The 10,832-nt window shown below is 62.4% G+C and carries 11 protein-coding genes; 5 read left to right on the top strand and 6 right to left on the bottom strand.

From position 1 onward, the window contains the following. From ACPYOD_RS07115 to ACPYOD_RS07130, 4 genes are all read left to right on the top strand, one after another. Window positions 1-472 (top strand): acyloxyacyl hydrolase (locus tag ACPYOD_RS07115; RefSeq protein ID WP_481301039.1); only part of this gene is annotated, 472 nt, incomplete at its 5' end. A 229-nt stretch (window positions 473-701) separates the two neighbouring features. After that, window positions 702-1,586: a sce7726 family protein gene (locus tag ACPYOD_RS07120; protein WP_481301105.1), complete on the top strand. Its 885-nt coding sequence runs from the start codon at window positions 702-704 to the stop codon at window positions 1,584-1,586. A 6-nt stretch (window positions 1,587-1,592) separates the two neighbouring features. Beyond that, window positions 1,593-2,531 (top strand): sce7725 family protein, encoded by a 939-nt coding sequence (locus ACPYOD_RS07125; RefSeq protein ID WP_481301040.1) that lies wholly within the window; start codon window positions 1,593-1,595, stop codon window positions 2,529-2,531. Between the two features lie 207 nt (window positions 2,532-2,738). Further along, entirely contained in the window at window positions 2,739-3,560 is an 822-nt protein-coding gene (locus ACPYOD_RS07130; protein ID WP_481301041.1) for an RES family NAD+ phosphorylase, read from the top strand. A 777-nt stretch (window positions 3,561-4,337) separates the two neighbouring features. Here ACPYOD_RS07130 and ACPYOD_RS07135 read toward each other — a convergent pair. The 5 genes from ACPYOD_RS07135 to ACPYOD_RS07155 all read right to left on the bottom strand — a co-directional run bounded on the left by ACPYOD_RS07135 (window position 4,338) and on the right by ACPYOD_RS07155 (window position 9,433). Next, on the bottom strand, window positions 4,338-5,864 hold the full coding sequence (locus tag ACPYOD_RS07135; protein WP_481301042.1) for a DHA2 family efflux MFS transporter permease subunit: 1,527 nt from the start codon (window positions 5,862-5,864) through the stop codon (window positions 4,338-4,340). 75 nt (window positions 5,865-5,939) lie between these two features. Beyond that, window positions 5,940-7,151 (bottom strand): EmrA/EmrK family multidrug efflux transporter periplasmic adaptor subunit, encoded by a 1,212-nt coding sequence (locus ACPYOD_RS07140; RefSeq protein ID WP_481301043.1) that lies wholly within the window; start codon window positions 7,149-7,151, stop codon window positions 5,940-5,942. 24 nt (window positions 7,152-7,175) lie between these two features. Then, entirely contained in the window at window positions 7,176-8,636 is a 1,461-nt protein-coding gene (locus tag ACPYOD_RS07145) for an efflux transporter outer membrane subunit (RefSeq protein WP_481301044.1), read from the bottom strand. A 23-nt stretch (window positions 8,637-8,659) separates the two neighbouring features. Next, on the bottom strand, window positions 8,660-9,115 hold the full coding sequence (locus ACPYOD_RS07150) for a MarR family winged helix-turn-helix transcriptional regulator (protein ID WP_481301045.1): 456 nt from the start codon (window positions 9,113-9,115) through the stop codon (window positions 8,660-8,662). 66 nt (window positions 9,116-9,181) lie between these two features. Continuing rightward, window positions 9,182-9,433: a hypothetical protein gene (locus ACPYOD_RS07155; protein ID WP_481301046.1), complete on the bottom strand. Its 252-nt coding sequence runs from the start codon at window positions 9,431-9,433 to the stop codon at window positions 9,182-9,184. Between the two features lie 140 nt (window positions 9,434-9,573). On the opposite strand from ACPYOD_RS07155, the gene ACPYOD_RS07160 reads away from it, so the two are divergent. After that, window positions 9,574-10,365 (top strand): AraC family transcriptional regulator, encoded by a 792-nt coding sequence (locus ACPYOD_RS07160; RefSeq protein ID WP_481301047.1) that lies wholly within the window; start codon window positions 9,574-9,576, stop codon window positions 10,363-10,365. A gap of 1 nt (window position 10,366) precedes the next feature. Here the strand turns inward: ACPYOD_RS07160 and ACPYOD_RS07165 are convergent, their stop codons facing one another. After that, complete coding sequence (locus ACPYOD_RS07165; RefSeq protein ID WP_481301048.1) at window positions 10,367-10,699, bottom strand: hypothetical protein; 333 nt, start codon at window positions 10,697-10,699, stop codon at window positions 10,367-10,369. Window positions 10,700-10,832: the final 133 nt, after the last annotated feature.

Raw genomic sequence — 10,832 nt, forward strand, 5'->3', positions numbered from 1 at the left:
CCCCGCCGCCGCCCAGACGCACATCGAAGTGCAGGGCGGCCGGAGCTACATGAACAGCTACGGCACCAATGCCTTTTTCGCGGAGGCGGTGTTCGCCCCGCAGCCCCTGGGGCAAAGCCGCTTCACCTGGTCGCCGGACGTTTCCATCGGCTACATCAAGGGACGCGACATCGCCCGCTACAGCAACTCCCATCCGGACGTGACGGACAACCTCTGGATAGGTGCCGCGGGCGCCCGGCTCCACTACGGCAGCGAAGGCGACTGGTACCAGCCGTTCTTCTTCAGCTTCCAGGTGGCGGGCGTCGCCGGCGGACGCACCCAGGCACTGTCGAGCGGCTACGAATTCGTCAGCACCCTCGGCTGGCAGTACAAGAACGTGAGCTTCCAGGTCCGCCACATCTCGAACGGCAGCTTCAAGGAGCCGAACCGCGGCGAGACCATGGCCCTGGTGGGTATCGGCTTCGATATCTGAAGAGCGGGCATTTCCAAGGAAAAGTGGCTCGGGATTTGCCGAGCGCTGCGTCCGACCCTTTAGAGAGAACCTGTTCCCTGACAGACATTTGTCAACGATGCCGTTAACATCGGTCTCCAACAAGGTGACGCGTCGGAAATAGCCGTGAATCCTCGGGCGGCGTGAGGGCAGTTGGCCACACGCCGCTCCTGTCGCTGCACAGCTCGATTTTCGGAAAAATGTCATGGGAATGAGCACAACTCAGCTTTCGGCGCTCTCCCGCCTCTTCTCATCTTCAGTTCTCAAGGAGCTGGCGACTCGAGGTCGTTCACCGAGCTTCGCAAGTTTGCTCGAAACCTCCGGACTGGCTCGGAGCGGCGAGTGTCACCTGAACACCGTTGCGGCAATTTTTGAACTGGCGTTCGCTAAGCTGAGGCGAGCGGGCCTTCGAAATGAGTATGTATACCGGTCTGCGCTGGTCCGGAATATTCTTCTCGGACGACACACGCTTTCTTCCGCGAGCGCTCTCAACGAATTTCGTGCAGGGTCTAGCAAGATCGACTTAGCTATATTGAACGGGACCTCGACTGCATACGAAATCAAATCAGAGCGCGATTCACTTTCACGCCTTGCTATTCAAGTCGCGGACTATCAGAAAGTTTTCGCCCGAACCTACGTAATCGCTTGCGCAACTCATGTATCGAGCATTGAGAGCATTGTGCCGCAAGATGTCGGCATCATGTGTCTCACTCGTTGGAATCGAATTTCAATACTTCGCCAAGCGCAAGACAACTCGGAGCGGCTTTGTTCGGCAACGATGCTTGAGTCCATCCGGGTAGACGAAGCCAAGGAGATTTTGCGCAACTTAAGCATTGATGTTCCCGAGGTGCCGAATACAGTTATCCGTTCAGTTCTTCGCGCGAAATTTAAGCAAATCAGTCCTATAGATGTTCATTCGGAAATGGTCTGCGTCCTGAAGAGGACGAGAAGCCTATCCGCCCTGGATAGGTTTGTCGCAAGCCTGCCTCCAGCACTCCACACGGCAGCACTTTCAATTCCGTTCCGATCAGCGGACCGCGGCCGGCTTGTTGCTGCCCTCCAAACACCACTCAGTATCGCCACGACTTGGGCATAGGACGATATGTACCATCCGTACTTTAGAGGGAAGCAGTACGAGTTGATCACCATTCGGGAAACTGCGGAAGTCCTAGCATCATCGGGTTTTGTGCCGATCATTGAACCCGTGCGTGAGGCGCTAAGCGGCCTGTCAAAAGCACTGGAAGCGATTTGTGAAGCCGACGGTAACGCTATTGTCGTCGTCAATCCGGATTACGGCGACCATTCCAATAGCGGAGCGGAGATCACAGCGCTTCTTCAGAAAGAGTTCCTACAGCGCAAACCCATTGCTGCAGGGATTTTGCTGAAGAGTTCGATGACAGTCGATGACGCAGTAGCGCTCTATGACCAGCACGTCGATCACAATCCGGCATTAATTCACGCTGGGTTCTCTGACGGCAAGGGACTTGCAGAATCTCTTAGATCGCGTAACGAACCTGCAAAACATGTTTTTATCGAGAATGCCTGCGGGAAGTTGTATCGGCGGCATTTCGCCGAGGCCCCGGAGCGGATACTTATTCGTGACGGTTTCACCCGAAGGAAAAACGCTCTCTATGAGCCAGTAGAGCACTTCTCTGACCTTCATCGGACGTACCCTGAAGAGGCAGCCACTGGATTCGGCGATTTTCTGATCGTCGGAGATGACTTCGTAGAAGGCGGTGGCCCTGCATACGCTGTCGCCATCCATCTAACGTTTATTGATCCTACTCAGGATGAGACAATGAACGTATATCATTTTGTCTCCACCGATAAAGACACGCCCACGGATGCTCCCGGGAAATTCAAACAGGCCTTGACGAAGTTGATCGAGAAGCTCGATAGCGGAGACTCTCACCTTTACGAGGGCCCGGCGATAGAGGAATTTCGGGTACTTCATGCTCGAGGACACTTTCCTGGACTTGGATACGTCAAGAAGCTATCGATGAACCACCACATCGAGACCCTGTCTAACTACCTCTCGTGAGATGGAACTATGCGAGCGATGTGCTGTGCGGAGTGTTTCGGTGATCGGCTCCTGCGCCTGTGGATTATTCCGTCGCGAAGCCAGAATAGAGGTGTCTGCTCATATTGCAACGCGGTAGACGTAGACCTAATCGAGCCCGGCCAATTAATAAACGAGTTTCAAGTTCTCCTAGGAGTCTATGAGACTGACCCGCATGGCCGACTGCTGGTGGACTGGCTGAAGGATGACTGGGGAATCTTCCCGCAATTTGATAGCGCACACTCTAAAGAATTGCTTACTGAGATCCTGAACGATGGTGAGATAGTAAGGAAGAAGTTCTCAAGGTCTCCTGCCTATGAAAGTCAGGCGCTCGCACGATGGGAAACGCTTCGCGAAGAGCTCTTGCATACCAATCGCTATTTTCTTGAGAAGGGAATTGACACGGATCGGTTGGAACAACTTCTGTCACACCTCGTGAGTGGCGAGCTTCCTCCTGTCTGGTATCGCGCGAGGATCACATCCGATGGCTTACCATTCAACATTGAGAATATGGGCGCGCCCCCTGCGACCCAAGCGTCATACGGACGAGCGAACCCCGCTGGAATTCCCTATCTCTATCTCGGTTCATTGCCACGAACTGCTGTAGCCGAGATTCGCCCTCATACGGGCGAACGCGCCTGCGTGGCGGAATTCCGGCTTGACGGCCCTATCAAAGCAATAGACCTGCGGAATCCGCGGGAGTTTGTTTCACCATTCGCTCTTGAAGACGCGGGTGCTGTTGGGCAACTCCTGGCTGATATTCCCTTCCTTGAACGGCTTGGTGAAGAATTGACGCGTCCGGTGCTACCCCGGGCTGCAGCTATCGACTACATCCCAAGTCAGTACCTTTGCGAGTTCATTAAGAAGAGCCGATACGACGGCGTGATCTATCGCAGCTCGGTAAGCAGCGGTATGAATCTAGCTCTCTTTGAGCCGGGGCTTGCGACAGGCGGGAACGTGGATATCTACGATGTAGATCGAGTTTCAGTTGAAATCACTCAAGTGTCCTGAGATCAACCGGAACGGAACGACCAATCGTCGCCATTGGTCGTCCACCGACGCATGCGCGTTTCGAGTTTCGAGGGTCTCGGCAGATTGCCTCGCCGCCATAGCGGCTACAGAGCGCCCACGCGCTTACCTCGTGCCCGCTAAGGCCGATACCGTTCGAACTCAAGGCGTATGAAACGTGACGAGGGCAGCTGTCTGCCTAGCGAGATCGAAACCCAAGGTACCCAGCGGTGTCATGTCATTCCCATTGGTGCTCAGTTGTGGACTGTCGCCTTTCTGAGCGGCAATCGAGACATGACGCACTCAGTAACTGAAACGCGGTCAGTCACAAAAGGTGATATGACAACACGCCATGCAGCTGACAACACGAAACCTCACCGTCCGATGCCGGCAGCTGTCCCCCTCGCCGCGATGTCTGGAGTCGAGGGCGACCGGGCGGACAAGGCCCGCAGGGGGCCGGCCTGGATGGCCGGCCGTCTTCGCCGAGGCATGGATGCCGAGTCGAAGACCCCCGCCCGGACGCCCGGGTCCGCCGCGGCGCCAGCCATAAGACACTGAGCCGCGTAGCGGCTCCTCCTTCCGCAAGGAACGACGCAAGTCTTCGCGGCGAGGGGGACGGCTGCCGGCTTCCAAGCCACGCAACAGGCGCCGCGCGCGAGGCTGACAGGCGAGCCTACCCTACGAAGCGGAAATACCACGAAACATTCCGCAACGACGACAGCGCGCACTCCCCGGAATTCCGCGAAGAACAAAAAAAGCCGGCAACGCCGGCTTTTTTTTTCAGTGACCGGACGCCGCCGGCCCTGCCTTCGCGGCGAATGGCGGTTTCGCCAGCCACACCACGAAGATCAGTGCCATGAATACGTAGCCCAGCACGTGGAAGACCTCGTTGAAGGAGATCTGGTAGCCCTGCTGCGTGATCATCTGGTTCACCGCCGCTGCCGCGTACTGCGAGTCGCCCTGGCCGATCTGGGTGAGTGCCTGCTGTGCGGTCGGGTTGAACGGCGTGATGTTCTCCGCCAGCCGTTCGTGATGCACGATCGCGCGGTGGTCCCACATGAACGTGGTGATCGAGGCCGCGAAGCTGCCGCCCAGGGTGCGCAGGAAGGTGGCCAGGCCGGAACCAGCCGCGATCTCGCGCGGTTGCAGGTCGGACAGCAGGATCGTCAGCACCGGCATGAAGAACAACGCCACGCCCAGGCCCTGGATCAGCTGCACCATCGCCACGCTGTAGAAGTCGATGTCGAGGAAGAAATCCGAGCGCATGAAGCAGGTGGCGCCCATGACGATGAACGCGCCCGAGGCCAGCAGCCGCAAGTCGAACTTGTGCGCGTAGCGGCCCACGAACGGCGTGAGGATCACCGGCAGGATACCCAGCGGCGCCGCGGCGAAACCGGCCCATGTGGAGGTGTAGCCGACGTTCCGTTGCAGCCACTGCGGCACGAGCAGGCCGATGGCGAAGAACGCCGCGTAGGCCAGCACCAGGCATAGCGTGCCCATGGCGAAGTTCCGATGCCGGAACAGCTTCAGGTTGACGATCGGATCCTTGTCGGTGAGCTCCCAGATCAGGAACACAGCGAGGCCCACTGCCGCGATGATCGCGGTGACGACGATGAAGGTGGAATTGAACCAGTCCTCGTCATTGCCCTTGTCGAGCACCACCTGCAACGCGCCCACACCGATGATCAGCGTGATGAGGCCCACGTAGTCGACCTTCGGCCGCTCGGTCGTTTCCGGTCTTCCCTTCATCTGGTTCGCCACGACGAAGCTGGCGAAGATGCCGATCGGCACATTGATGAAGAAGATCCACGGCCAGGCGTAGTTGTCGGTGATCCAGCCACCCAGGATCGGTCCGGCGATCGGGGCCACCACGGTGACCATCGCCAGCAACGCCAGCGCCATGCCGCGTTTCGCGGGTGGATAGATGGAGATCAGCAGGCTCTGCGTGATCGGGTACATCGGACCCGCCACCGCGCCCTGGATGGCGCGGAACAGGATGAGCATGCTCATGCTCTGCGCGATGCCGCAGAGGAAGGAGGCGAGCGAGAACAACAGGGTTGCCCACACGAACAGCTTCGTCTCGCCGAAACGGCGGGTGAGGAAGCCGGTGAGCGGCAGCGCGATGGCGTTGCTCACCGCGAACGACGTGATGACCCAGGTGCTCTGGTTGGAACTGACGCCAAGGTTGCCCGCGATGGTGGGCAGCGAGACGTTCGCGATCGTGGTGTCCAGCACCTGCATGAAGGTCGCGAGCGAGAGGCCGACCGTGGACAGCGCCAGGTTCGGCGGTCGAAATTCGGTGCTCATGGAAAAACCTGATCGTTGGAGGACGGGGCGGGAGCGAACGACGGACGCGGCATGGACCGCGCCCGTCGCATGCGCTTACTTCGGCGCCTTTTCCTGCTCGCCCGCACCCGACGACGCGTTGTCGTGGATGACGCGCGCGATTTCATCGTCGACGCCGGCGAGGCGGTTGTCGTATACGTCCGTGGAGAACTCCGGCTTGCTGGGCGCCTGCTGTGCGAGCAGGGCACCGCCCTGGTCATGCAGCGACACCGTCACCTTGGTGGACAGGCCGAGGCGCAGCGGCTTCTCGTCGAGCTGCTTCGGATCGGTGAAGACCACGCGCACCGGAACGCGCTGCACGATCTTGATCCAGTTGCCCGTGGCGTTCTGCGCCGGCAGCAGGGAGAACGCGCTGCCGCTGCCCACGCCAAGGCTGCGGATCTTTCCCTTGTACACAACGTTGCCGCCATACACGTCGGCGGTGACGTCCACCGGCTGGCCGATGCGCATGTGGGTCAGCTGCGTTTCCTTGAAGTTCGCGTCGATCCATACCTCGTGCAGGGGCACCACGGCCATCAGGGCGGCGCCGGGCTGCACGCGCTGGCCGAGCTGCACGCTGCGCTTGGCGACATAACCGTCCACCGGCGCAAGGATCTCGGTGCGCGCCTTGTCCAGGTACGCGGAGCGCAGCTTCGCCGCGGCGGCACGTACGTCGGGATGCGAGGCTACCACGGTGTCGTCCACCAGCACCTTGCTCGTGCTGTAGGCCTGCTTCGCGGAAGCCAGGCTGCTTTCCGCCGAGGTGAGTGTGTCGAGCGCGTGGGACAATTCCTCGGCCGAGATGGCGCCGGACTTGGCAAGGTCGCGGCGACGGTTGTAGTCGGCCCGGGCGCGGTCCACGGCGGTCTGGCGCACGGCCACGTCCGCTTGTGCGGAGCTTACGTTGTTGTAGAGGCCGCGCACGCGGCGCACGGTGTTCGCGAGTTCGGCGCGTGCGCTCAGGATGGCGATCTGGGCGTCGCTGTCGTCCAGCTTCACCAGCACGTCGCCCTTGTGCACGAGGTCGCCGTCGTCGGCCGTGATGGACAGGACGGTGGCCGCGATCTGCGGCGTGATCTGCACGACGTTGCCGTTGACGTAGGCGTCGTCGGTGTCCTCATACCAGCGGCCGTCCACGAAATACCAGACGGTCCAGCCGATGCCGGCCAGGACAAGGATCAGGACGAGAAGCTTGAGGAAGAAGCCGCGACGGCTCTTCGGTGGCGGCGCCACGACGGTGCCGGCAGGGGCGGTGGTTTCTTGGGACATCGTTAGTGCCTCGGGATGTTTTTCTTAGTTGTTCGCCGGCGTGGCGGCGGCGACCGGCTGGTCGCCCGCCTCGGGGCGGAAGCCGCCACCGAGCGCCTGGATGAGTTGGACGGACGTGTCGACCTGTTGCGCACGCAACTCGGCCATCCGCTGTTCGGCAAGAAGCAGTTGCTGGCGCACCACCAACGATTCGAGGTAGCTGCCCACGCCGGCCTTGTAGCGCTGCTGCGACAGGTCGTATGCCTGCTGCGCGGCATCCGTCGCGCGCTGCTGTGCCGCGATCTGGGTGGCGAGCGAGTCGAGGCCGGACAGGTCGTCGGCCACTTCGTTGAGCGCACCCACGAGGACCTTGTTGTACTGCGCCACGGCGAGGTCGTACTCGGCGTCCTTGCCGGCGAGGTTGGCGCGCAGTCGGCCGCCATCGAAGATCGGCAGGCTGAAGGCGGGCAGCACCTGCCAGAAGCGCGCCCGCGAGGCGAACAGGTTCTCGGACCCGCCGGCAACCTGCGCGGCGAGGATGCCGAGGCTCACGTTGGGCAGGAACTCCGTCTTCGCGGCGGCGATGTTCTTCGAAGCCGCTTCCACGCGCCAGCGGGCGGCGACGAGGTCGGCGCGATGGCCGAGCAGGTCGGCCGGCAGGTTGGCCGGTACGGCGACGGCCGACGGCGCCAGCACCGCGGGCCGCGCGATGTCCAGGCCGCGGTCGGGACCCTTGCCCAGCAGCACGCTGAGCGCGCTGCGGGCGCTGTCGATGGCGCGCTGCGCCACCGCCATCTCGCGCTCCGCCGTGGCCACTTCGGTATCGGACTGCTTCACCTGTATCTGGTTGTCCACGCCGGCGGCGACGCGCTGGCGGGTCAGGTCGCGCGAGGCGAGGCTGCGGTCCAGCTCGGCTTTCGCCACATCCAGCTGGGTGAACGCATAGCCCAACTGGACGTAGGCGCGCGCGACGTTGGTCGACAACTCGATGCGCGCGGCACGCGCATCGATTTCACTGGCACGCTGCGAGCCCACGGCGGCTTCCCACGCATCGCGCTTGCCGCCCCAGAGATCGATGTCCCAGCTGAAATTGCCGTAGCCGTACTTCGTCCAGCTGAAATGGTTGCCCAGCGGCGCGGGGAACAACGTGCCGGGCAGGTGCGCGCCGGCCACGCCGCCGCCCACGGCCAGGGTGGGATCGCGCGCCGCGTCGGCCGCGCCGCTTTGCGCCTGCGCCTGACGCACGCGCGCGTCGGCGGCGGCGAGATCCGGGTTGTCCTTCAGCGCTTCCTCGATCAGGGAGGACAGCTGGCTGTCACCCAGCCCTGTCCACCAGTCGGACGCGGGCCAGTTGGCCGGCGACACCTGGCCCTTGGCCAGGCTGCGTTCGGCATGAAGGTTGGCGGGGTCGGCGAGCTGGCCCTGCGGCTCCAGTCCGCGGCTGGTGACACAGCCGGAAAGGATCAGCGCGGCCCCGACGGCCGCCACAAGAGTGTGCAGACGCATGAGTTTTTGCCTCGACGGTAAGGTCAGTCTTTTTCGCGGAGCGCGGTGAGTACGCGTTCCAGGTAGTCGTGCAGCCGTTCGCGCTCTTCGGCCGACAGGCTGCGCTGCGCGCGCTCCAGCGTCGCGACGTTGCTTTCGTGCAGGTGCCGCCACAGGGCTTCGCCGGCCTCGGTCAGTTCGATGCGCAGCGCACGGCGGTCCTGTGCGTGCGGCTGGCGGCGCAGGTATCCCTTGGTCTCGAGCTGGTCGAGCTGGCGGGTCATGGCGCCCCCGTCCAGGTCGACGGCCCGGGCCAGTTCCGAGGCGGACATCGGACCCATCATCGCCAGGCGTTTCAGCACGTGGAACTGGGTGAACTTGAGGTCCGCACCCTGCGCGGCGAGGTCGGACTCGATGGCCCGCACGATCTCACCGCGGACCATGCCGATCAGGGCGCCAAGGCTGTCTCGGCCGTCAGTGGGGCATACGCTCTGGTTCATGACGCATATTCTATTGCCCTCAGTATAGTTGTCAAGGCAAATATGCGCTGGGCAGATAGTTTCAGGTCAGGAAGCGGCGTCCTCGTCGGCCAGGAGGGCGGCGAGGGCTGGATCGCGGATAGCGAAAAGCTCGAGGACGCCCAGCGCCTTGAGGGTCGGCAATTGCGCAAGCAGGCGCGGTTCGAGGACCCGGAGCTGCTCTTCCGGCGTGCCCGGGTCCAGCATCGCGTGCGCGCAAGCGACGAAGGTGACGAGGGCGTCGCCTGCCTGCCGGCCGCCGTCGAGGTCGTTGTAGTCATTGGTGACGAGACGGATCATGGGGAATCTCCGGCGTCGAGGTCCCGGTCGCGGCGAGGGAACGCCACGGGCGGGACATTTGTTTGGGAGTGCAAATGTTAGCCATGGATGCTATCGGCCTGATATCGTCACCGGGCCAACTTATGTCGAGAAATGGCCAAATGCTGGACGATGCCCTGCACGCCGTACTGGAGAGCGCCGACGGTCCGCCCCTTGTTGCCTACGAGGCGACGGGCGAAATTCCGCTCGCCGAAACCGACTGGCACAGCCACGTCCGCGGGCAGTTCTTCTACGTGGAGCAGGGGCTGGTCATCAGCCGCACCGAGCACGGCTCCTGGCTGTTGCCCCCGCACCGCGCCGGCTGGATGCCACCGGGCGAAATGCATACGGTGAGCATCGCGGGACCTACCCGTGCCTGGGGCGTGTTCATCGCACCCTGCGCGGCCGAGGGACTTCCCGATCGTCCCTGCGTCGTCGGTGTGAGCGACCTGTTTCGCGCCATCGTGAAACGCGCGGCGACCTGGCCCATCGACAGTGAGCCGCAGCCGGAGAAGGATCGCCTTCTTGCGGTCCTCCTGGACGAAATGCGCCGTGCGCCCGTGGAAGAACTGCACCTGCCCATGCCGGTCGATCGCCGCCTGCGTCGCATCGCCATGGCGATGTTCGAGCGGCCCGACGACACGCGCGGAATCGACGAGTGGGCAAGCTGGGCGGGCATGTCCGTGCGTACGCTCACGCGCCTTTTCCGCCAGGAAACCCAGTGCAGCGTGGCCCAGTGGCGGCAGCAGGCGAGACTGACCTGCGCGCTGGAACGGCTGGCGGAAGGCGAGCCGGTATCGGTGGTGGCGGATGCGCTGGGCTATGCCTCGCCGAGCGCGTTCGTCGCGATGTTCCGCAAGGCCTTCGGCGACTCGCCGGGACGCTACCTGGCGCGCCAGGCGGTCGGCGCGTGAATCATATCGGCTTGCACATCCACAGGGTCTCGAACGTATAGGCATCGCCGCTATGCCGTTCGACGACGTCCATGGCGATGCGCCCGTATTGCCACTCGCCATGTGTGCCGGGTGAGTTCACGTCGTAGCAGGCGCGTTCCTTTTCGAAGGTGCCCGTATGCGGGTGGGTCAGCGCATGTTCCTCGTTGCGGCATTGCAGCCATGCCTCGTGATAGCTGGGCAGTACGCGCTCGCCGGCGACGAAGCGATCGTTGGCGCACCGCAGGTCGGTGGAAGCCGGCGGCTCGGACGTGGCGATGAGAGACGCGATGAGGATGGATGGCAGACGGTGCACGCGGCGCTCCTGGTTCGAGTGAGCGGGCGAGGCTGCGCAAGCACATCGCGGAAGGGAATCGGACTTGTCTTAGAAATGCCGTCCGTTGGCGGTGCTGTGACCGGGATCACGTCTTCTTGCAGCGCGATGAAGC

The organism is Luteibacter sp. HAY1-4A, assembly GCF_056755355.1.

Excerpts from the sequence above, each read along its gene's own strand:
- ACPYOD_RS07140 (WP_481301043.1), bottom strand. The coding sequence starts at position 7,151 with ATGTCCCAAGAAACCACCGCCCCTGCCGGCACCGTCGTGGCGCCGCCA.
- ACPYOD_RS07160 (WP_481301047.1), top strand. The coding sequence starts at position 9,574 with ATGCTGGACGATGCCCTGCACGCCGTACTGGAGAGCGCCGACGGTCCG.
- ACPYOD_RS07125 (WP_481301040.1), top strand. The coding sequence starts at position 1,593 with ATGTACCATCCGTACTTTAGAGGGAAGCAGTACGAGTTGATCACCATT.
- ACPYOD_RS07155 (WP_481301046.1), bottom strand. The coding sequence starts at position 9,433 with ATGATCCGTCTCGTCACCAATGACTACAACGACCTCGACGGCGGCCGG.
- ACPYOD_RS07145 (WP_481301044.1), bottom strand. The coding sequence starts at position 8,636 with ATGCGTCTGCACACTCTTGTGGCGGCCGTCGGGGCCGCGCTGATCCTT.
- ACPYOD_RS07150 (WP_481301045.1), bottom strand. The coding sequence starts at position 9,115 with ATGAACCAGAGCGTATGCCCCACTGACGGCCGAGACAGCCTTGGCGCC.
- ACPYOD_RS07120 (WP_481301105.1), top strand. The coding sequence starts at position 702 with ATGAGCACAACTCAGCTTTCGGCGCTCTCCCGCCTCTTCTCATCTTCA.
- ACPYOD_RS07135 (WP_481301042.1), bottom strand. The coding sequence starts at position 5,864 with ATGAGCACCGAATTTCGACCGCCGAACCTGGCGCTGTCCACGGTCGGC.